The organism is Stenotrophomonas sp. 107298_Sma (assembly GCF_056480345.1).
On sequence record NZ_CM151094.1, the window covers coordinates 2,774,723 to 2,795,591 of the forward strand.

Below are 20,869 nucleotides of genomic sequence, written 5' to 3' on the forward strand. Positions count from 1 at the left end.
GGCGGGGATCACCACTGGATGCCGGCACCGACGGCCACACCGGCCTCGCCACGGCTGTTGGTCGAACCGCTGAACTTGTAGATCCAGCGGCCACCTTCCGAAACACCGGAGATACCGACCGCAACACCGGATTCGCCGTTGTAGCTGCCGGCCGCGACCGAGGCCATGCTGCGACCCGCCTCACTGGGCTGCGGCAGTGCTGCGGTGGCCATCGCCGAGGCAATACCGGCCGAGGCGCGGTTGTCGGTCTTGCGCAGGTCACGCTCGAAGCCGCCCATGCGCTCGTCGGTGTAGGCCTTCGACCAGTCCAGGGTCTGCGCCATGCCCGACTTCAGCTGGTCGACATTGACTGCGTCGGTACCGGCGGTGCCGGCGGCGACGTTGCGCACCGTGGTCGGCCCGCTGTTGGTGTTGCCCAGCGTGACGCTGTTGTAGTTGGTCGCGCCGTTCACCGTGGTGTCGTAGCGGATCGTACCCTGCTGCGAGGCCTGGAGCTGACGCACGTTGACCGCATCGGTGGCCTGCGAGCCATCGGCCACGTTGACCACCTGGCGTTCGGCACCGCTGGCCCCCACCGAAACGGTGTTGGCCCGGTTCGCCACCGAACCCGCACCCAGTGCCACCGAGTTGTCGGCCTGTGCCTGCGAACCATTGCCGAGCGCGGTGGAGTTGGCACCGGCTGCGGTCGAGCCTGCACCACCCGCTGCGGAATTGGCTCCGCTGGCGGAAGGATCGGCCAGGTTGTTGGTGTTGTTGGCGCGGAAGCTGCCGGCCACGTTGGTGATGTTCTGGATCTTCTGGTCGGTGTACTTCTTCGACTCGTCGATGGCGTAGTTCACGCCGTTCTTCAGCTGGCCGACGTTGGTTGCGTCGTACGTATCGGAACCGTCGGCGACATGGGTGATCTTGCGCTCGCTGCCGGTGCTGCCGACCGAGACCTCACCGGCCGAGTTGCTGGCACCGGCCTGCCCGTACGCACCGGTGTAGCCACTCTGTGCACCGACGCTGGCCACCGAGCCGGCACCCAGGGCGACACTGTTGCCGGCACTGGCGCTGGCACCGTTGCCGACCGCTACGCTGTTGGCGCCCGCTGCACTGGCCTGCGGGCCGACTGCCACCGCTTCCGCACCTGCTGCCGTAGCGGCCGCTGCGGTCGAGTTCACCGCAAGGTAGGCGCTGCCGCCGCCGTTGGTGATGCGCTGGTTGAGGACCTTCAGCGAGCCGTCCACTGCGGTGAATGCGGCGGTGACATTGTTGTAGTCGCCGCTGGTGAAGGTCCCGTCGGTGGCGATGCTGGAGATGCTGAACTTCGGCGCGGTCCACACGTTGGTGGTGCCGTTGTAGGCGGTGGTGCCACCGAAGTAGTTGGCGACGGTGCTGTTCGTGCTGAACAGCTGGTCGCCGGTGATGGCATCACTGCTGCCGGCCAGGATGCTACCGGCGGCGACGTTGGTGATCTTTACCGCGCCGGTGCCGGTACCCGTCAGCGTCACGCTGTTGAGCACGTTGCCACTGCCATCGACGTCGTACTTCACGGCAAGCTTGTCGATCTCATCGGTCTGGTCGGCAACATTGGCCAGCGAGTTGCTGACCGCGTCGAAGGCGGTGCCGACGTCGTTGTAGCTGCCCTTGGTCACGGTGCCGTTGGCGGCGACGTTGTTGATCGAGTAGGTCGGTGCAGTCAGCACACCGCTGGCGTTGACCGCTGCGCCACCACCGAGGTGGGTAGCCACGGCCTGGTTGGCAGCGAACAGCTGGGCACCGTTGATGGCCTCGCTGCTGGTGGCACTGACCTGGCCCGGCCCGAGGTTGCGCAGCGTGGTGGCGGTGCCGGCCTGGCCCAGCGTGGCGCTGGCATAGTTGACGCTGCCGTCGCCGTTGAGGTCATAGCGCAGGGCTCCCTGCTCCGATGCCTGCAGCTGGCCGACGTTCACCGCATCGGTGGCGGCTGTACCCGCGGCCAGGTTGGTGACCTGGCGCTCGGCTCCGGCCGCGCCGATCGACACCGAGTTGGCACGGTCGGCCAGGCTGCCGGCGCCCACCGCGATGCTGTTGGCGGCGGTGGCGCGGGCATTGGTGCCGACGGCGATCGAGTCGGTGCCGCTGGCCAGGGCTTCGGTGCCGGTCGAGTTCACCCGCAGGTACTTGGTGCCGCCGTTGCGGATGTCGGTGATCTGCGTGTTGAGGTTGACCAGCGAGCCGTCCACCGCGGCGAATGCATCGGTGGCGTTCTCATACAAGCCCTTGGCAATGGCGCCGCCGGTGGAGATGGTGCTGATCTCGAACAGTGGTGCAGTGAAGGCACCACTGGCCGGATCGAAGGCCGCGCGACCACCGAAGAAGCCGGCGATGGCGGCGTTGGTCGCCGCAAGCTGGCCGCCATTGACCGCTTCCAGGCTGCCGGCAGTGACCGCACCAGCGGCCAGGTTGCCGATGGTGGTGGTGCCGGTGCCGGCACCGAGCGTGACCCGGCGATAGTTCGGATTGCCGGCACCGTCCAGGTCGTAGGTCACCGCAGCGGCCGCCACATCATCGATCAGGCTGATCGCGCCCTTCAACTGCGCCACGTTGACCGCATCAGTGTTGACGCTACCGGCGGCGACGTTGGTGATCTGCCGTTCGCCGCCACCGGCGGTGCCCACCGACACTTCACCGGCCGAAACCTGCGGAGCGGTGAGCCCGTACGCGCTGTAGCTGGCCTGGGCGCCGCGCAGCGCGGCCGAGCGGTAGCCCAGTGCGACCGAGTTCGCCTGGTTCGAGGTGGCCTCGGCACCGAGCAGGGTCTGCCCGTTGGCCGTGCCCACCGCACTGTCGCCGACGATCACCGAATGACCCATGCGTGCCGCGTAGTCAGCGGTCGGCACACCGGTCGGGTTGCTCGGATCATTGGTGCCGGCACCCGGGAAGGCCACGTTGGCATCGACCTTCGGCAGCTCGTGGCGGGCATTGGCGCCGATCACCACCTCCTTCGAGCCGTTGGCGAAGGCGCCGTCGCCCATCAGCACCTGGTAGTCCTGCGCCGCATTGACTGCCCAGCACGAGATGTCGGCCAGGGCGATATCCAGGCACTTGGCCGCCCACGCCGGCGAATCCTTCGGCAGCAGCAGGCCAAGCAGGCCGCCGGGGTTGCCGTTGTTGATGTTGTAGATGTAGCTGTCGGAGGTGACGCCACCAATCAGGGTCAGGTGCGAGCTGCCGCCGGTAACGGCGCCACCCAGGCCATTGAGGGTGCTGCCGACCGGCGACAGGTTGACCAACGGCAGGCCGAGCACGTTGACCGTCGAGTAGGTCTGCATCACGTTGGCGTTGCTGAGCTTGAGGTTGCCGTTGCTCAGGTAGCCGTTGCCACCGAACAGGCTGGTGGTGGTCGGGCCGATCAGCTGGCCGACGTTGCCAACCAGGCCGCCGGTGCCGATGATCAAACCCGCATTCGGGTCGGCCGGTGCCGGCGCCTTCGGACTGGTCGGCGGAATCGCCGAGGGCTTGGTCAGGCCGAGGCCGCTCAGCGTGCCACCGACCAGGCCACCCACGGCACTGCCGAGATTGCCGATGGTGCCATTGAGGTTGCCGTTGAGCAGGTTGCCCACGGCACCGCCGACGTTGCCCAACGTGTTGCCCAGCAGGCCGCCGAGGCCACCGGTGCTGCCGCCGGTCGCGCCGTTGAGCACACCGCCAACGGTACTGCCCACCGCGCCAACCGTGTTGTTGAGCGTACCGCCCACTGCGCCGCCCACCGCACCCACCGCGCCAGCGGCGCCGTTGACGGTTCCACCAACTGCGCCGACGGCACCGTTGAGCGTGCCGCCCACCGTACTGCCGACAGAACCAACAGTGCCGTTGAGCGCACCGCCGACTGCTCCACCAACGGAGCCAACCGTGCCGTTCAGTGCGCCACCCACGGCACTACCGACTGCGCCGACGGTACCGACCGCTCCGTTGAGCGTGCCACCCACCGCGCTGCCAACAGTGCCAACGGTGCCGTTGAGCGCACCGCCTACGGCACCACCGACTGCGCCGACGGTACCGACCGCGCCGTTGAGCGTGCCGCCCACCGCGCTGCCGACCGTGCCAACGGTGCCGTTCAGTGCACCGCCCACGGCACCACCGACTGCACCGACGGTGCCGACCGCGCCGTTGAGCGTGCCGCCCACCGCGCCAACGGTGTCGTTCAGTGCGCCACCCACGGCACTACCGACTGCACCGACGGTACCGACCGCGCCGTTGAGCGTGCCGCCCACCGCGCTGCCAACTGTACCAACGGTGCCGTTGAGCGCACCGCCAACTGCACCGCCGACGTTGCCGACGGTGCCATTCAGTGCGCCGCCAACCACGCCACCAACGGTGCCGACGGTGCCGTTAAGTGCCCCCGCCACCGCGCTGCCGGCCGTGCCGACCACACCGTTGAGCGCGCCGCCCACCGCACTACCCGCGGAGCCGACCACGCCGCCCACCAGGCCACCCACACCCAGCGCACTGTTCTGTGCCGCGACCGTTGCCTGGCCGGCCAGCTTCAGATTGCGGTCGGCCACCACTTCCTGCCCATCCGGCGCCTGCAGGCGCACGTTGCCGGCGACGCCTGTATCAAAGGCTGCAGTAATCGCACGGTCATGGGTTTCGCCCGGCAGCTCTTCCTTGGCCGGCAGCGTGACCGCTGCCGTCGCTTTGACCTGGCCTTGGCCATTGATCTGGTGCCCAGCCAGCTTCAGCTGCGAATCGACCTTGCCATCGACCGAGGTCTTCAGCCCAGGCAACGAACCCGCCGAGGTACTGCTGATGCCGGCCGCCGCCGTGGCGCCGGTATCGATCGAGGCCACCTGCGCACCGGCGACGCCAACGTTGGCTTTCGCCCGCGCATCCGCAGCCACGCCGAGCGGCGCATGCGCGGACGGCGCAACCTGTGCCGCCAGCGATGCATCAACCTTCGCTGCATTGGAGGTTGCATGACCCAGCCCGATATTGGCGCGGACATCGGCAGCCAGCGCCGGAACAGCAACCTGCTTCGGCGTGGTGTTCGCCGCCAGATTCACCTGCACGCTGGCCGGCAACACATCGCGCACCACCGGCAGCGAGGCAGTGCTCAGCTGCAGGCCGACACGTGCATCGGCGCTGATCGCAGGGCTGCTCTGCGCCTGGCGCGAGGCGGCGGCCAATGCCACTTCGGCATCGACCTTCACCGGCATCGGCTGCGCATACTTCGCGGCCAATGCCTGCAGGTCGCGCAGCGATTGATTGGTTTCTGATGCTCCTGCGTGGCCGCTGGCCAGCGCACACAGCAGCGCCAGCGCTAGCACAGAGGGCGTCAGCAGGACACTGCGCGGATCGCGCGCGGCACCGCCGCCGCTATCGCCGGTGGCCAGTTCCGAGGCCACAACCAGAGCATTGAGCTGGCGGTTCCATACACGCCGGTAGATGCGGTTCATGAGCATTTCCCCCGTAGGCGAACAACTGGAATGTCAGTGGACTTGCCGTTAGGCAGGTGACTGACATTTCAGCGCTTGCAACGGTGGCTGCGCACTTCATTCCGGCACGGCAATCGCGCATTCCGGCAAATCCACGGTCGGAATCGGCAGCCGGTTATGCAGAAGCGGCAACCATATCGGCAAGCGGATATGCAATTCCGGCAGAAACGACGGGGAAACCCTTGTGCCGCCAGGGTCAGGCCGGCTGGCCGATCTGCGCCGGTGCGCGCATCAAGGTATCGCGCGGCAGTTCGCCGAAGACCTTGCGGTAATTGTCGGCGAAGCGCGACAGGTCCCACAGGCCGCAGCTGAGCGCGATGGCCTTCACCGAGCGACGGCTGGAATCGGCCATCGACAGGCTGCGGCAGGCCGCGCACAAGCGCAGCATCGACAGGTAACGATTGGGCGAGGTACCGAACAGGTCCTCGAAGGCATAGCGCAGGCCGCGCTCGCTGACGCCAGCGGCATCACAGATTTCATTCATGTAGATATTGCGGCGCAGGTTGAGCCGCATGAAGTTCTCCGCACGCTGCGCAATCAGATAGTGCGTCCGGCGCGCACGGCTGCATCCCGGGCGGTCTGCCGCACCGGCACCCAGCAGCGCCTGCACGTGCCCATGCAGAAGGCGTTCGGTTTCATCTGGCTGCAGTGCAATGCCCTGTCCCAACTGCTGGTGAAGTTGCTGGTAATACCCCACCAGCGGCGCTGAATCACTGGCCAGGTTGAACAAGGACAGCGCCTGGCCTGCGGGCGGCGTGCTGCGCAGGCTCAGCTCGGTCAGCTTGCGCTGCACGCGTACCACCGGTACCAGCATCAGGGTCATATGGGTGCCGGGGCTCAGCGTGAACTCACTGATACCCTCGGGCATGACGGTCAACGCCATTCCCGGCGTGAGTGGCACTCCGTGGCACCAGCTCAGCGTTTCATCGGTGGCGTGGATATACCCCAGCATCGCCCAGTCCGGAGGCAGCATGAAGCGCCCACGGCAATGGAAACCACAGCTGATGCTGCAGAACAGGGCTTCCTCGTGCACGCGCGAAGCGAAGGCCGCCCGTGGTCCGTTGCCATCGAGCAGAAGCAATTCGACATCACACACACGAAGCACGCCGCTCAGCGTCGCCAGGTCGATCGACCGCAGGCCGCTGTCGTCACCGTCTCCTACCCCACCATCGACCATGACAGTGTCGTCCCCCCCGTTGATCCGTCATGCGATGCGGCCCCCACTGCCTGACAGGGCGCACACCGTTACAGGAACCGCTGCCGTTGCCGGGAGAGGAACGGTCAATGCCGCACAGCCCACCCGGAAAAACTCCATAGCTTGAATGCGAGTATGCCCGATAATCTTCGCGGGTAAACCCACGGAATGCATTGAAGAAAACCGATACACAAGTGAAGAGTTTGTTGTCGTGTTTGGCACGGTTTTCGCATGCGAAAGTTTAGAGGAATCACATTATCTGCACGTGGATGAACCGTTTTGCCCACGAACGGATATTCGTCACAGAAACAATCTGAAAGTTTAAGGTCCGAGTGTTTTCTGCCGAATTTGCATATAGGTTCCGGTTGCAGCGGGCCGCCATTCAGGCAAAGTCGATATCAAGGTGATCCGGTCCTTCATAAAGAGGCCGCATCCAGGGGGAACGCATGAACATGCACGCATCGCACGATACTTCGACCACCGGCCTGGCGCCGTGCGGTCGTAGCCGCGCAGTCGGCGCCCTCCCTGGAAACGATCACCCTGCTTGAGCACAGTGGGCCCGTCCCGCTATGCCTCCTCCGCCAGGATCGGCGGAGGTCCACGGACGATCCCGGCGGAGCCGGGCCACCGCCCAACGCAGGTGTCCTGTTGTAGACAGGTAGAGGGAGACAAACGTCATGAACGCATCGATCCGCAGGTTCCTGAAGGAAGAAGACGGCGTTACCGCACTCGAGTACGGGCTGCTGGCTGCTGTGATTGCCGGCATCCTGATCGCGGTCGGCAACAAGGAGATCAAGGGGTTCTTCGAGACGCTGTTCAAGAATCTCTCTGATCTTGCTACCAAGGCATCAGGCTCCACGCCCGCAACCTGAGCGGCGTTCCAGGTTGGACCAGGGACAGCAACTGCCTACCGTCCACTGACGGACAATGGAGTGTGCGATGACACTGCTGGGACTGTTGGCCATCGGCGTGTGCCTGCGGATCGCGATCAGCGACCTGTATGCCCGCCGGGTGCCCAACACCTGGCTGCTGTCGGCGTGCGCGATCACGGTTGTCCTGATCATCGCCGGCCAGTTCAACGCGCCGCGCCTGCCGTGGGGTTCCCACGTCGCCGGCGCGGCGCTGGGCCTGGTAGCGCTGCTGCCGTTCCATGCAGTGCGCTGGATGGGCGCGGGCGACGTCAAGTTCTTCTCGGTACTGGGCCTGATGCTGGGCTGGCAGGCATTGCTGCCGATCTGGATCGCGGCCAGCCTCGCTGCCGGTGCCCATGCGGCGATCGTCCTGGTGTCGCGCCGACTGAGTTCATTGTTGCCGTTCGGGCTGCAGGCCCAGGTAGACCGCGCCAGTTCGCACTGGCAATCACATCCTGCGCACCGTGACATGCAGAGCGCCCGGCAGGGACGCCACGGCATTCCCTATGCAGCCTACCTGGCGATTTCCGCCATCGGCTGGATCCTCATCAGCGCCTACGGAGGTGTGTCATGAACTCCCGCAGCCCCCGCCGGCAGCGTGGCGTCGCCAGCATCGAGTTCGCACTGATGCTGATGCTTGGACTGTTGCCGCTGCTGATGTTCACCTTTTCCGGCGTGATGATCATGGCTGCGCAACAGACCCTGGCCACCGCCTCGGCCGAGGGTGCGCGCGCATCGTTGCGCTATGGCAATGCCAATGAGCGCCGTACAGCAGCATGTGTCGCGGCGCGCAACTCGATGCAATGGCTGTTGAAGTTCTCGGCGCAGACCGTCGACTGCAGCAATGGCGGCAGCAACGCCGTGGTGGTGTCGCCGCAGGCGCCCTGCGCGGGCTTGGCCACGGCCCAGTGCATGACCGTGACCGTCAGCTACGACTACGCCAGCCATCCCTTCCTGCCCGGCACCGCCACGCTCTACAAGTGGGTGATGCAGGCCCCCATCCGCAGCGTCGCGGTCGCACAGCTCGACCTCGGCAGCGGTAACTGACGATCGGTACAGGAGACGGTTTCATGCTCAAGTTGACCCGCATCGCCGCCGTTGCCCTGATCGGGCTGGCCGTGCTGCTGGCCCTGGTCGCGTTCATGATCGGGCGCAAGCCCGACGCCCCGGCCTCAGCGGCTCCGGTCGCGCAGAGCGAGGCCCAGACGGTCACGGTGGTGGAAGCGGTGGCGCGCCTGCCGGCCGGCGAACCGATCACCGCCAACGGGCTGCGCCTTGCGCAGCGCACCGCGCCGGTCGCCGGTGCCGCCACCAGCATCGCTACCGTCGTCGGCAAGGTGCCGGTGCAGGATATCGCCGAAGGCACCGCCATCAGCAGCAGCGCACTGGCGCAGGGATTCTCGCTGCAGCTGCGCCCGGGCGAGCGCGCCCTTGCGGTGCCGGTCGATGAACTGGTCGGCGCTGGCAACCGCATCCTGCCCGGCGACTTCGTCGACGTCTTCCTCAACCTGCGCAATGCCCAGCCCAACGCCAGCGGCCCGGGCGAGGCTGCACAGACGCGCCTGCTGCTGTCCCGCCTGCGCGTACTCAGCTATGGCCAGCAGGATATTGCCCCGGCCACCAGCGAAGCTGTCGCCAGCAACGACGGCGACAACCGCAACGACCCGCGTGCCGCCGACATCACCGGAAGCGGCAGCAGCCACACCACGGGCAACGAAGCCACCCAACCGGCACGCAGTGCGGTGCTGGCAGTCCCGGTGGCCGATGCCAATCGCCTGCTGCTGGGTTCGCAGCAGGGCAAGCTGTTCCTGGCCCTGCGCAATCCGGCTGATACCGGCCTGCCCGACCTCGCCCTGTTCCCGCAGTCGCGCGGGGTGATCGATCCGTTGCGCGGCCTGGATGCGGAACAGCAGCTTGCGCTGCAACGACCGGAGAACCATGCCTTCGCCGGCATCGATGACGATGCGCTGGCTGGCCGCGGCACCGCTCCGGCGCGCGCCAATCCACAGCCGCCGGCACGCGCACCTGCGACGCGCCACAGGACCCAGCGCGCGCCTGGCATCGAAATCATCCGCGGGGACAGCTCTGCTCCCCGTGGTTCCCTTTGACCTGCATCGAGCGCATCCATGACCGAACGTCGCCGCAGTCCACGCCTCTCCCCCCGCCAGCGCTGGCTGGCCCTGCTGCTGGTGCTGCTGGCACCGGCAACAAGCGTGGCGGCCGACGATCTGGTACTGCAGGCACGTGAGCAACGGCCGTGGACGCTGCCGGCCGACCTGGAGCGGGTCGCCATCGCCGACCCCGGCGTGGCCGATATCGTGATGCTGCGCGGCCAGCGCCAGGCACTGCTGGTCGGCAAGGCGCCAGGCATCACGACCCTGCTGCTGTGGCACCGCAGGCAGGCCGAACCGCAGCGCCTGCAGGTGCGGGTGCAGAGCGCCGTGCAGGGTGCGGCCGCCACTGGCTCGGGCGGGCTGGTGTTCACCCAGCAGGACAACCAGGGCCTGCTGCAGGGAAGTACCGACAGCGTGCTCTCGCACATGCAGGAACAGCGCACCGCGGCGATGGCGCTGGGCAAGGACGGCACGCTTGCTGATACATCGACGGTCAGCAGCGGCGGCGTGGTCCAGGTCGAGGTCAAGGTCGTCGAATTCAACAAGACGGCGCTGAAGCAGATCGGCATCAGTTTCCAGAACCGCAATGGCAACTTCGCCTACGGCTTCGCCCGTCCAGGCGGCCAGCTGCCTGGCAACACCGGCATCCTGCCCGGGATGAAGGAAGGCAACTCCGGCAACGAAGCCGAGTCGCCCATTTCCTCTGCATTCCGCCTGGTGTTCGGCTCGACCAAGGGCCTGTGGAACGCCGATGTCGACCTGCTGCAGAGCAACGGCATGGCGCGTGTCCTGGCCGAACCGACGCTGGTCGCGCTGTCCGGCCAGAGTGCCAGCTTCCTGGCAGGTGGCGAACTGCCGATCCTGGAACCGCAGGGGCTGGGCACCACCACCATCACCTACAAGCCGTTCGGCATCGGCCTGACCGTGACCCCGACGGTGCTGGCACCCAATCGCATCGCGCTGAAGGTGGCTCCGGAAGCCAGCGACCTGGACTACAGCAACGCCATCGCCCTCAACGGTGTGCAGATCCCTTCGATCACTACCCGGCGCGCAGACACTACCGTCGAGCTCGGCGACGGCGAGAGCTTCGTGATCGGCGGCCTGGTCAGCTCCAACGTGGTGTCCAGCGTCGGCAAGATCCCGTTGCTGGGCGACCTGCCGATCATCGGCTCGTTCTTCCGCAACTTCGACTACAAACGACAGGACAAGGAACTGGTGATCATCGTCACGCCGCGGCTGGTGAAGCCGCTGGCGCGCAACACCGAACTACCGCTGCCCGGCGAACGCGAGGCCAAGCCGAACCTTCCGGAATGGGGTTCGTGGCTGCTCGGCCCGATCAGCCAGGACCCGGTGCCCGGCTTCTCGCGTTGACTCCATGATGCCTGCGATACCACGACCATGCCCTACGCCACCGCCCAGCCGCTGCATCCACAAGGACCACCGATGAACCTGGTCCTGTACGGCATGGATCGCGAACTGCTGCCCCGGCTGGCCGCCAAGTTGCCGCCGGCCACCACCCTGCATTGGCAGGACAGCAGCATGCCGACTTCCGCGCAGGACCTGCAACGCGGACCGGAAAGCCTGGTGCTTCTCGATTTCCGTCCCGAGCACGCGGCCGCCTCCAGCGTGCTTGCACAGCAATTGCAGCAGACCGAGCCGGAGCTGATGCTGGTCGCGGTCGGTTCCACCAGTGCCGGCCAGGTGGAAGGTGTGGTGATGGCGCTGCGCGTGGGCCTGCGTGACGTGCTGGACCTGGACAGCGACAACATCGGCATCGAAGCAGCGCTGCGCCGCGCACTGTCGCCACGACCGGCTCCTTCGGCGCAGCTGGCACACAAGGCACGCCTGATCGTGCTGCTGGGGGTGCGCGCCGGCGTCGGTACCAGCACTCTTGCTGCGCATCTGTCGGTGCTGGCGCAGCAGACCCGCGCGCTGGCCCAGGGCGACGCGCTGCAGCAGGACGGCCTGCTGCTGGAACTGGCGCAGCCCTCGGGCGACCTTGCGCTGTACCTCAATCTCGACAGCCGCTTCCACTACGAGGATGCGCTGCGCAATGCCAGCCGCATCGACGCTACCCTTGCCCGCACCGCGATGGCGCGTCATGAGTCCGGGCTGGTGCTGCTGGACCGTGCAGGTGGCAGTGATGCGGTGCCACCCTCGGACCCGGGCGCATTGCTGCAGCGGCTGCGCGGCGTGTTCGCCAGCGTGCTGTGCGATGCCGGCGGCTGCCCGCTGCGACAGTTGCCACCGCTGCTGCTGGACCAGGCCGACGAGATCTGGCTGGTCACCGACGCCTCGATCGCCACGCTGGTGTCACTGGACCAGGCACTGAAGCACCTCGCTGGCCAGCGCGAACGCGAGAAGCGCCTGCAGCTGGTTATCAACCGCCACGACGACAGCAGCGGCATGAGCCCGGAGCAGATCGCGCGCCGCTTCGAGGTGCCGCTGCTGGCAACGTTGCCCGAACGACCGCGCGTACGCCTGGCGGCCAGCCAGGGCCATCTGCTGCTGCAGGATGCGCCGCGCGACCCCTACCTGCGTGCCCTCGCCCCGCTCGTCCCGCGATTGGATCCGGCTGCGTGCCCGGTCCAGGCGCAGGGCCTGCGGGAAAGACTCTCCCTTGCTCTGGGTGGATCGCAATGGAAGACAAGGTAACTCCGTTCCCGCATGCCGCTGCCCGCCCGGTGCTGCCCGAGAGCGCCGCCGGCCATCTGCCGTTCGCACAGACCGAGCAGTACCAGAAGGTGCTGTCGGCTGCGCACGAGCACCTGCTCAACAGCATCGAGGACGAGCGCATCGACATCGATTCCTGGGCCCCGGACACCATCGCCCGCTGGGTGCAGGTGCAGACCGTGGGCTTCATCCAGGAATGGCGCATCCCGATCAACGAGGAAGAGATGCAGGTGGTTGCCGAAGGCCTGGTCAAGGAGCTGACCGGGTTTGGCCCCCTGGACGACCTGCTGCACGATCCATCCATCGAAGACATCCTGATCAACGGCTTCAAGGATGTGCACGTCTCGCAGGGCGGCCAGCTCAAGCGCGCCACCCAGCGCTTCACCGACGATACCCACCTGCTGCGCATCCTGCGCCGCATCCTCGCTCCGCTGGGGCGCCGCCTGGATGATTCCAACCCGATGGTCGATGCGCGACTGCCCAACGGCGGCCGCCTCAACGCGATCATCTCGCCGCTGGCGGTGGACGGGCCGATGGTGTCCATCCGCAAGTTCCGCAAGGACCCGTTCACCCCCGATGAGCTGCTGGCCAAAGGCACCTTCGATGCACCCATGCAGGCGCTGCTGAAGGCGATGGTGCTGGGCCGCTGCAACATCCTGGTCTCCGGTGGCACCAGTTCCGGCAAGACCTCGCTGCTGAACGCACTGGCCAGCTACGTGCCGGCCAACGAACGCGTGATCACAGTTGAGGACACCGCCGAACTATCACTCAACCATCCGCACGTCGTACGCCTGGAAAGCCGGATCGGTGGTGCCGAGGGCCAGGGTGCGGTCAGCATCCGCGACCTGGTGCGCAACAGCCTGCGCATGCGTCCCGATCGCATCGTCGTCGGCGAGGTGCGTGGCGCCGAGGTACTGGAAATGTTGCAGGCGATGAATACCGGCCACGACGGATCGATGGCCACCATCCACGCCAACTCGCCGCGTGACTGCCTGTACCGCATCGAGATGCTTGCCGGTTTCGCTGGCTTCCAGGGCAGTGAGGACAGCCTGCGGCGGCAGATCGCCAGCGCCATCGACTTCATCGTGCAGATCTCGCGCCTCGGCAGTGGCCGCCGCGTGCTGGTCTCGATCACAGAAATCACCGGCGTCAGCGACAACCTGATCACCACCCAGGAAATGTTCCGCCACGAGCTGCAGATCGACGGCAACGGCAGGGAAATCGATCGCTGGATCGGGTTGGGCTTCCATCCGCATTCGCACAAGCTGGAGCCATTCCGCCAGCAGCTGCGCGAATCCCTGTACGGGGACTTCTGAGCATGGGCACTGGGCTGCTGCTGGGCGTACTGAGCATCATCTCGGTGCTGCTGGCTCTGGCGGTCTGGCTGTGGGGCACAGCCAGCAGCCGCGAGCAGCGCCAGGCATCGATGCAGCACGCCGAACAGCGCCTTGCGCGTGGCAGCGCCGGTGCTGGCGCCCCCGCTGGCGCCTCCGTTGCAGCGGCCAACGATCCGCCGCGACCGGCCAGCAGCGGGCGACGCGTGCTGCCATTGGACGGCCTGCTGCAGCGCGCCGGCCTGCAGACGGGCTGGAAGCTTCCCATCATGCTGCTGGTGCCGGGGCTGGTGCTTTCTGTGGTGGCGATGCTGCGGCTCGGCACCGCATGGATGTTTCCGCTGACCCTGCTGCTGTACCTTCTGGGTTGCTGGCTGTGGGTGATGCGGCGGACATCGAAGCTGCGCGCGCAGCTGCTGCACCAGCTGCCGGATTTCCTCGACAACCTTGTGCGTCTGACCGCGCTGGGCAACAGCCTGCAGGCAGCGTTCCAGGTGGCATCGATGCAGACCAGCGCACCGCTGCGTGGCCTGCTGGATACCACGGTGCGCTATGCGCGCAGCGGCATGGACCTGGACCGCGCGCTCGCACTGGCGGCGCAGCCGTATCGCATGGATGTGCTGAAGGTTCTGTCGGTGGTGGTCGGGGTCAGCGTGCGCATTGGTGGCCGCTCCGACCAGATCCTGCAGCGCATGGGTGATTTCATGCGCGACCTGGAACAGGCGCAGCAGGAACTGGCCGCGACCACCTCCGAGACGCGCATGTCGGCGTGGGTGCTGGGCCTGCTGCCACCGGCCAGCGCCGTGCTGATGGCAATCTCCAGCCCCGAGTTTTTCCAGCCGGTCCTGCACGATCCACTCGGTCACAAGATCCTGCTGATCGCACTGGGGCTGGAGCTGTTCGGAGCATTCCTGCTGTATCGCCTGGCCAAATCACTATGAACCGCCGCAGCCACCCCGGAGATGCCCGATGAGCGCCAGCGCCTGGTTCGCCCTCTCCCTGCTGCTGCTTGCGGCTGGCATCGCCCTGCTCGGCATTGCCGGCTGGGTGCGCAGCCATCGCGAACACCGAACCTCGGCCACGTTGAAGACCGCCCTGCAACCGCGCGAAGAGGCGCGTGACAACGAGACCACACAACGCGATTCACTGGGCTGGCTGGAGCGATTCGGCCGCGCGCTCAGTGGCGGTCGCCTGGAAGCTGCGCTGCTGGCCAATGAAGATCGCCTGCTGCTGGACCTGGCCAGCTGGAACACGCGTCGCGGCACCGCAATCTATCTCGGCCTGCGCTTGCTTCTGGCGCTGCTCGTGCTGGCATTGGCGCTGGCCTTCAGTGATGCCACGGGACTGGCCAGGATCATGGTCGTGATCGGTGCGCTGGCCGCCGGCCTGCTGCTGCCAAAGTTCGTTCTCTCTTCCTGGGTGAAACGGCGGCGGCGGGCCGTCGACAACGAGCTGCCTCTGCTGATCGACCTGCTGCGGCTGTTGCAGGGCGTGGGATTCAGCATGGACCAGAGCCTGCAGACGCTGGGCGACAAGCTGCGTGACGCGCTGCCGGTACTCGGTGGCGAACTACAGGAAGCCAACGTGGCCTATACCCACGGCCGAACCCGCGCGCAGTCGCTGCGCCGCTTGAGCGAAGTCTATGCCGACGACGACCTGAGCAGCCTGATGCAGCTGATCCTGCAGGTGCATGCGCACGGCGGTGCGGTACAGGAGCCGCTGCGGCAGTTCAGCGTCCGCCTGCGCGAACAGCGCCGCAATACCTTGAAGGAAAAGGTCGGCAAGCTCTCGGTCAAGATGACCGTGGTGATGATGCTGACCCTGCTGCCAGCGCTGATGCTGGTCCTTGCCGGCCCCGCGCTGGTCGCGCTGGCCACAACCATGTCCAAGATGGGATCGCCCTGATGCCTGCCCTGCGCAACACCTGCCTGCTGTTTGCTCTCGTCGCCGTCGCCGGCGGCTGCTCATCGACCACGCCGAAGTATCTGCGTGCGCCCAGCCTGGCCGCGCCCGAACCGGCACCGCAGGACAGCCGCAACGCCTACCTGGAGCTGATCGAGCGCATGCAGCAGCAGGGGGCGTGGTATGCCTCGCTGGCGCATGTCGATGCCTTCCGCCAGCGTTACGGGGACCCGCCGGCGTTGCGCCTGCTGCAGGCCGATGCATTGCGCGAGACTGGACAGGCCGATGCCGCGGTCACCCTGTACCGCGATCTTTCCAGTGGCCCCCAGGCCGCCGCGGCCGCCCATGGCCTGGGCCTGATCGCTGCGCGGCGCGATGACGATGCCGGCAGCGAGCAGGCGTTGGCGCAGGCCACCCAGCTGCAGCCATTGAATACCAGCTACCTGGGTGACCTCGGCTATGCACGGCTGCGCGCGGGCCGCTTCGAGCAGGCGCGCGAACCGCTGGCCAAGGCGCTGGAGTTGTCACCAGGCAACGCCAAGGCCACCGCCAACCTGGCGCTGTGGGCGGTGCTTCGTGGCGATACCGCCACCGCCGAGCGTCTTGCCCAGCAGGCCAACCTCAACGAAGAAACCCGCAACAGCATCCAACAGCAGGCCGCACAGATCCGCGCCCGCCTGCAGCAACGTCATGCCGCTGCTGCTGCCGCTGCTGCGGCAACGGTCGCGCCACCCGCCCCAGCGACGGCGACGGCGATGGCCAGCAGCAAAACAACAGGCAGCACACGACTGGCAGCCGAACCGCGCCGCGATGCCCGTGATGCGCGCGATCCGCAGCGCCTGCCGCCTTCGATGCTGGAACGCTTCAGCGCCTCCGACCGCCCGAACGGGAACACACCATGACCGCGAAGCCCCTGTCCCGACGCCTGCTGCCCGTATTGACCTGCCTGCTGGTTGCGGGAGCCGCGCAAGCGCAGCAACAGCCGTTGACCGGGCAGATGCTCGGCGGTGGCAGTCCGTCCACCCCGGCAGCGCAGCCACTGCAGTCCGAGCCACTGCCTACGGTCGACCTGGCAGCGCCCGCCACACCGACGCCGGTAACCGCTACCACGGCGGTTGTCGCCGCCGACGGCATCGCTCCAGCACCGCGCCCGGTACGCAGCCAGATCGGTGATACCGCACGCAACCTGTTCCGCCTGCAGGCATCAGGACAGCAGGCCGGGCAGCATCTACCGATCCTCGGCGACCAGGCCACCCTGAGCTATGCCCGCTACATCAAGAGCTTTGAACACGAGATCCCGGACTTCTTTGAAACCGATGTCGCCAAGTCCAAGGGAACATCCTCATCCGGACGCTGAGGTAGGCCATGAAACGCCCACGCCAGTTCAGTTTCAGCCGCCCGCGTGGTGGCATGTCGATCACCATGATGCTGGTCATGCTGGCATTGCTGGCGATGCTGGGTCTGATCGAAATCGGCTATCTGTTCTGGGCCAAGCGTGACGCGCAGAAGGTCGCCGACCTGGCCGCACTGGCCGGCGCGCAACGACTGGAGCTGTGTACCTCGGACAACAGCGACAACAGTGCGGCGCGGCAGAGTGCGCTGACCCAGAACAAGTTTGCGGGGAGCCTGCAGATCCGCTGCGGCAACTGGAGCGCCAGCCGTGGCACGGTGAACCGTTTCGTCACCACGGTCGACGCCAGCAACCCCCGCAACGCGGTCCAGGTGGTCGCCGAGCGCAGCGTGCTGCCGTTCTTCGGCCAGAACACCAGCCTGCCGACCGTCAGCGTGCAGGCCGTTGCCCGCCGCTCGGAGCCCACCGCGGTGTTCGCGGTCGGCTCACAGCTGTTGCGGACCCGGGGCGACTCGCTGCTGATGTCGACCCTGCGCCTGATCGGCCTCGATGTCACCAATGCCACGGTGCTTTCCTATGACGGCCTGGCGCAGGCCAACATCACCCCATCGGGCCTGTTGAAGGCGCTCAACATCCCGGTCAGCGCCAACCTGAGCGTGGCCGATTTCAACCGGCTGCTGGCGGTCAACAAGATCTCGCTGGCGCAGCTGGTTGATGCCACGGCCACAGTGGTCGGCCGCAACACCACCGTTGGCGTGCAGCTGCGGGCCCTGTCGGACCTGGTCGCCACCCGGCTGGACATCACCAAGCTCAACATCGCACTGGGCAGCGAGTCCGGCGGCGGTGGCCTGTTCGCCGAGGTCATTTCTCCAGACGGTACCGCCGGCAGCGCACTCGAGTCGAAGATCAGCGTGCTCAACCTGATCAGCACGGCCATCTCCATCGCCAATGAAGGCAATGGCATCGCGGTCGAAGGCTTGAACCTGCTCGGCATCAACGTACAGGCGGGCGTGGTCGAACCGCCGTCGATCGCCATCGGCGGCGTAGGCTCGCGTGCCTACAACGCGCAGGTCCGGCTGATGGTGGACGTGGACAGCAACAACCTGTTCGCGCTTGGCCCCCTGCTGCAACTGCTGGGGACGCAGCTGCACCTGCCGCTGCATGTCGATGTCGCCAACGCGATGGGCACGCTGACCGGCATCCAGTGCGGCGCCAGTCCGCCCAAGGCGACCATCCAGGTCGACTCCTCGGTGCTGCGCGCCTGCGTGGGCAAGGTCGATCCTGCGCAACGCTTCTCCAAGAACAATGTCTGTGACAACACCCTGCAGAACGAGCAGCTGCTGAAGCTGCTGGGCAAGCCCCTGATCACCAACAAGATCGCCCTGCCCGCCCTGACCAGCTCACAGAACCTGACCCTGGCTGCCGGCGAGAGTGGCTCCACGCAGATCAATCCACTGGCGCTGGGCAATGCCGTTTCCGATCTGGTCAGTGAACTGCTGCGCGTGCTGGCGGGCATGCTCAGTTCACCGCAGCAGGGCATGAGCGCGAACGACACTGCCAAGGCGCTCGCCGACCGCTACCTGCAGGCGACCTTCCCACCCAACACGCGCTACGACGTGAACAAGCTGATCCCGTTGCTGCGCGATGGCGACCCCAGCCGGCAGCTGGCCCCGCTCAACAGCTGGACAGTACCCGATGGCCTTCCCTATGCCTGTGGCCTGCTGAACCTTGCCACCTGCCACAAGGATGGCCAGGTCTGGGATGCGTTCAAGGTCACCGTCACCGGCCAGGGCCTGGGCGTGCTCGATGGCCTGCTCGGCTCGCTGGTCGGCGGCCTGCTGATCAACCGCTGCGACAGCCTGCTCGGCAACCTGCTCGACTACAACGGCTGTGTGCGCAACAACCTGGCCTCGTACATCCAGACCGCGCCGGCCGGTTTCCTCGACGGTACCGGCGGCAGCGGCGTCGCCAACCCCGATGGCAGCGTCAGCTGCAGCGGCCTGCTGTGCACGCTGCTGAAGCCGATCCTGGCCGCACTGCGGCCGGTGCTCAACAGCGTCGGCTCGCTGCTGACCAACCTGCTGGCCAGCGTGCTGGGGCTGGAGCTGGGCCGTACCGACGTCAACGTGCAGTCGATCCAGTGCAGCGCGGCGCAACTGGTCTACTGACCCGTGACGGGCGCCCTTGGCGGCGCCCGCGCCCATGCTAGACTCCCGGCGGGGAACCACCTTCATCTCAACCCACACTCATCCGTGGATGGTCTAGACATGCGAGAAACTTCAGGGGGCGCGGTCTTCGCCCGGCCCGCGCGCAGCGCGGCAATGCTGGCCGTGGCCATGATGCTGGTGGCACCGGCGGCGATGGCTGCACGAGGCGACCGCGAAGCTGCCGCAGAGCCGGCCGCGCGCACTGCACCGGTGGTACGCAACACCGTTGACGAACTCAAGCAGCTGATGGATGCGCGCCAGCTGACCGAGCTGCGCACCACCTACAACGGCAACTATGGCGCCAGCCTGCTGTTCAACGCCAACACCCTGACCTACTACGTCGCCCTGTTCCAGGAAAAGAATTTCTGGCGGGTGATCAAGACCGACGCCGTCGACAACGCCGAGCGTGTTTACCGAACCTTCGCGCAGCAGTCCGAGCAGCTGGCACAGGTCTATATCGACACTACCCGCCTGGAAGCCGGCAAGCGCTATACCGAGCGCCTGGTGGCCTACAACGAGGAACGCCTGCGCACCCTGCAGCAGGAAATGGAGCAGCAGCAGGCCCAGTCGGCCCAGGTCAGCGCGGCCCTGCAGCAGGCCCAGCAGCAGGCGGTCAGCCTGAGTACCGACGTGCAGAGCACCAACAGCCAGCTGGATGCACTGCAGCGCCGCATCCAGATCCTGCAGGCCGAACAGGGCAACCCGGAACTGAGCCTGCCCAAGCCGGACAGCGTGTCCTCGCCGGCACCGGCGGCCAGCGACGGACGCTGAGGTCAGACACCTGGCATTTGCTGACAACGGCGCCTTCGGGCGCCGTTGTCGTTTCTGGCACTCCTGGATTCAACGACACGCGTCATGTACCGCGTCATCCAGCTGCCGCCGCTGTACGAAGTCCAGGCGCTCGGCCTTGGCCAGCGCCTTTCCGCGTTGTTGCCGCGCGCGCTCACAGGCTGTGGGATCGGTGCTGATGGGTATCAGCGCGGCGTGCGCCCGGCCCGACCGCACGCTGCGTGGTCGGGCCGGGACTGCACTGGCCGCCTTGGCTGCCTTCGGCAACGGACCACGCGACAGCGACGCCTCTGCCGGCACCTCCCATCGCCATTCCGCACGCCCCTGGCACGGCGTCTGCTGGTAGACCGGATGCGGTCCATCCACGCACTTGTAGACATTGGTCTGCGCATGCACCACTGCGGCCAACAGCAGGCACAACAGGGGGCTGCATCGCACTCTCGGCATCGCGGGCTCCACGACCAGGCTGCGGCCATCGTCGACATGCCGACCACGTTGCGCCAGAGCGATATGCGTCAGAGCCGGGCAATCCAGCACAGCCGTGCAAGCCGCCCAGCGTGCGCTGCGCTGTTCTTCCGAAGGCACAGGCACAACTGCCGCTGCCTTCCCTCCCTTCCGCCAAGGAACCTGCAATGAGCAACTACGTCACCGTCGCCGATGGCACCCGTATCTTCTACAAGGACTGGGGCAGCGGCCAGCCGCTCGTGTTCGCCCACGGCTGGCCGCTAATGATGTCCCGCGGCGGCACCCCACGGCGCCGCCGCTCCTTCGGTAGTGCCGGCCGCTGGCCGGCAACCTCAACAGCAAATGCAAAAACGGGCTTTCCGTGAGATGGCGGGGCGGTGTCGGACTGCGGGGACGCCACAAGTACGTCCTTTCAGGCTTGGCAGCCGCATGCTCGTGTGCGCTGTCCTGCGCACTCGGCAAGACCGGG

16 protein-coding genes and 1 pseudogene are annotated in these 20,869 nt (G+C 66.7%); 14 read left to right on the plus strand and 3 right to left on the minus strand.

Going from position 1 to position 20,869, the window contains the following annotated elements; all coding sequences use genetic code 11:
* Positions 1-8: 8 nt before the first annotated feature.
* Together ACZK2G_RS13055 and ACZK2G_RS13060 are read right to left on the minus strand one after the other, a co-directional pair.
* Positions 9-5,420, minus strand: a complete 5,412-nt coding sequence (locus ACZK2G_RS13055) for an ESPR-type extended signal peptide-containing protein (protein WP_478473547.1) — start codon at positions 5,418-5,420, stop codon at positions 9-11.
* 235 nt (positions 5,421-5,655) lie between these two features.
* On the minus strand, positions 5,656-6,636 hold the full coding sequence (locus ACZK2G_RS13060) for an AraC family transcriptional regulator (RefSeq protein WP_478473549.1): 981 nt from the start codon (positions 6,634-6,636) through the stop codon (positions 5,656-5,658).
* Positions 6,637-7,331: 695 nt separating this feature from the next.
* On the opposite strand from ACZK2G_RS13060, the gene ACZK2G_RS13065 reads away from it, so the two are divergent.
* From ACZK2G_RS13065 to ACZK2G_RS13125, 13 genes are all read left to right on the plus strand, one after another.
* Positions 7,332-7,526, plus strand: a complete 195-nt coding sequence (locus ACZK2G_RS13065; protein ID WP_136638080.1) for a Flp family type IVb pilin — start codon at positions 7,332-7,334, stop codon at positions 7,524-7,526.
* A gap of 67 nt (positions 7,527-7,593) precedes the next feature.
* Complete coding sequence (locus ACZK2G_RS13070) at positions 7,594-8,139, plus strand: A24 family peptidase (protein WP_295381496.1); 546 nt, start codon at positions 7,594-7,596, stop codon at positions 8,137-8,139.
* Positions 8,136-8,612 (plus strand): TadE/TadG family type IV pilus assembly protein, encoded by a 477-nt coding sequence (locus ACZK2G_RS13075; protein ID WP_136638082.1) that lies wholly within the window; start codon positions 8,136-8,138, stop codon positions 8,610-8,612. The genes ACZK2G_RS13070 and ACZK2G_RS13075 overlap by 4 nt, the downstream gene beginning before the upstream one ends.
* Positions 8,613-8,635: 23 nt before the next feature.
* Positions 8,636-9,673, plus strand: a complete 1,038-nt coding sequence (gene cpaB / locus ACZK2G_RS13080) for a Flp pilus assembly protein CpaB (protein ID WP_478473550.1) — start codon at positions 8,636-8,638, stop codon at positions 9,671-9,673.
* An 18-nt stretch (positions 9,674-9,691) separates the two neighbouring features.
* Positions 9,692-11,050 carry a type II and III secretion system protein family protein gene (locus ACZK2G_RS13085; RefSeq protein ID WP_478473551.1) on the plus strand — a complete coding sequence of 453 codons (1,359 nt, stop codon included), beginning with the start codon at positions 9,692-9,694 and terminating at the stop codon, positions 11,048-11,050.
* A gap of 27 nt (positions 11,051-11,077) precedes the next feature.
* Complete coding sequence (locus ACZK2G_RS13090; protein ID WP_136638085.1) at positions 11,078-12,334, plus strand: CpaE/TadZ family protein; 1,257 nt, start codon at positions 11,078-11,080, stop codon at positions 12,332-12,334.
* Complete coding sequence (locus tag ACZK2G_RS13095; RefSeq protein ID WP_136638086.1) at positions 12,319-13,668, plus strand: TadA family conjugal transfer-associated ATPase; 1,350 nt, start codon at positions 12,319-12,321, stop codon at positions 13,666-13,668. Before ACZK2G_RS13090 ends, ACZK2G_RS13095 begins: the two co-directional genes overlap by 16 nt.
* Positions 13,669-13,670: 2 nt before the next feature.
* On the plus strand, positions 13,671-14,627 hold the full coding sequence (locus ACZK2G_RS13100; protein ID WP_136638087.1) for a type II secretion system F family protein: 957 nt from the start codon (positions 13,671-13,673) through the stop codon (positions 14,625-14,627).
* A 28-nt stretch (positions 14,628-14,655) separates the two neighbouring features.
* Positions 14,656-15,591 (plus strand): type II secretion system F family protein, encoded by a 936-nt coding sequence (locus ACZK2G_RS13105; RefSeq protein WP_136638088.1) that lies wholly within the window; start codon positions 14,656-14,658, stop codon positions 15,589-15,591.
* On the plus strand, positions 15,591-16,490 hold the full coding sequence (locus ACZK2G_RS13110; RefSeq protein WP_426355709.1) for a tetratricopeptide repeat protein: 900 nt from the start codon (positions 15,591-15,593) through the stop codon (positions 16,488-16,490). The genes ACZK2G_RS13105 and ACZK2G_RS13110 overlap by 1 nt, the downstream gene beginning before the upstream one ends.
* On the plus strand, positions 16,487-16,945 hold the full coding sequence (locus tag ACZK2G_RS13115) for a DUF3613 domain-containing protein (RefSeq protein ID WP_337302738.1): 459 nt from the start codon (positions 16,487-16,489) through the stop codon (positions 16,943-16,945). Before ACZK2G_RS13110 ends, ACZK2G_RS13115 begins: the two co-directional genes overlap by 4 nt.
* An 8-nt stretch (positions 16,946-16,953) precedes the next feature.
* Positions 16,954-19,107, plus strand: coding sequence for a TadG family pilus assembly protein (locus ACZK2G_RS13120; RefSeq protein ID WP_478473553.1), 2,154 nt, complete (start codon positions 16,954-16,956; stop codon positions 19,105-19,107).
* A gap of 99 nt (positions 19,108-19,206) precedes the next feature.
* Positions 19,207-19,917: a DUF2968 domain-containing protein gene (locus ACZK2G_RS13125; RefSeq protein WP_478473555.1), complete on the plus strand. Its 711-nt coding sequence runs from the start codon at positions 19,207-19,209 to the stop codon at positions 19,915-19,917.
* Positions 19,918-19,986: 69 nt separating this feature from the next.
* On the opposite strand, the gene ACZK2G_RS13130 is transcribed toward ACZK2G_RS13125, so the two are convergent.
* Positions 19,987-20,382 carry a hypothetical protein gene (locus ACZK2G_RS13130; RefSeq protein WP_337302736.1) on the minus strand — a complete coding sequence of 132 codons (396 nt, stop codon included), beginning with the start codon at positions 20,380-20,382 and terminating at the stop codon, positions 19,987-19,989.
* Between the two features lie 185 nt (positions 20,383-20,567).
* On the opposite strand from ACZK2G_RS13130, the pseudogene ACZK2G_RS13135 reads away from it, so the two are divergent.
* Positions 20,568-20,663 (plus strand): annotated as a pseudogene (locus ACZK2G_RS13135) (alpha/beta fold hydrolase); the annotation flags it as partial.
* Between the last annotated feature and the right edge of the window lie 206 nt (positions 20,664-20,869).

Bases quoted from the DNA above. Each gene is read 5' to 3' on its own strand.
- ACZK2G_RS13055 (WP_478473547.1), bottom strand. From the start codon at position 5,420: ATGAACCGCATCTACCGGCGTGTATGGAACCGCCAGCTCAATGCTCTG.
- ACZK2G_RS13060 (WP_478473549.1), bottom strand. From the start codon at position 6,636: ATGGTCGATGGTGGGGTAGGAGACGGTGACGACAGCGGCCTGCGGTCG.
- ACZK2G_RS13065 (WP_136638080.1), top strand. From the start codon at position 7,332: ATGAACGCATCGATCCGCAGGTTCCTGAAGGAAGAAGACGGCGTTACC.
- ACZK2G_RS13070 (WP_295381496.1), top strand. From the start codon at position 7,594: ATGACACTGCTGGGACTGTTGGCCATCGGCGTGTGCCTGCGGATCGCG.
- ACZK2G_RS13075 (WP_136638082.1), top strand. From the start codon at position 8,136: ATGAACTCCCGCAGCCCCCGCCGGCAGCGTGGCGTCGCCAGCATCGAG.
- cpaB (WP_478473550.1), top strand. From the start codon at position 8,636: ATGCTCAAGTTGACCCGCATCGCCGCCGTTGCCCTGATCGGGCTGGCC.
- ACZK2G_RS13085 (WP_478473551.1), top strand. From the start codon at position 9,692: ATGACCGAACGTCGCCGCAGTCCACGCCTCTCCCCCCGCCAGCGCTGG.
- ACZK2G_RS13090 (WP_136638085.1), top strand. From the start codon at position 11,078: ATGCCCTACGCCACCGCCCAGCCGCTGCATCCACAAGGACCACCGATG.
- ACZK2G_RS13095 (WP_136638086.1), top strand. From the start codon at position 12,319: ATGGAAGACAAGGTAACTCCGTTCCCGCATGCCGCTGCCCGCCCGGTG.
- ACZK2G_RS13100 (WP_136638087.1), top strand. From the start codon at position 13,671: ATGGGCACTGGGCTGCTGCTGGGCGTACTGAGCATCATCTCGGTGCTG.
- ACZK2G_RS13105 (WP_136638088.1), top strand. From the start codon at position 14,656: ATGAGCGCCAGCGCCTGGTTCGCCCTCTCCCTGCTGCTGCTTGCGGCT.
- ACZK2G_RS13110 (WP_426355709.1), top strand. From the start codon at position 15,591: ATGCCTGCCCTGCGCAACACCTGCCTGCTGTTTGCTCTCGTCGCCGTC.
- ACZK2G_RS13115 (WP_337302738.1), top strand. From the start codon at position 16,487: ATGACCGCGAAGCCCCTGTCCCGACGCCTGCTGCCCGTATTGACCTGC.
- ACZK2G_RS13120 (WP_478473553.1), top strand. From the start codon at position 16,954: ATGAAACGCCCACGCCAGTTCAGTTTCAGCCGCCCGCGTGGTGGCATG.
- ACZK2G_RS13125 (WP_478473555.1), top strand. From the start codon at position 19,207: ATGCGAGAAACTTCAGGGGGCGCGGTCTTCGCCCGGCCCGCGCGCAGC.
- ACZK2G_RS13130 (WP_337302736.1), bottom strand. From the start codon at position 20,382: ATGCCGAGAGTGCGATGCAGCCCCCTGTTGTGCCTGCTGTTGGCCGCA.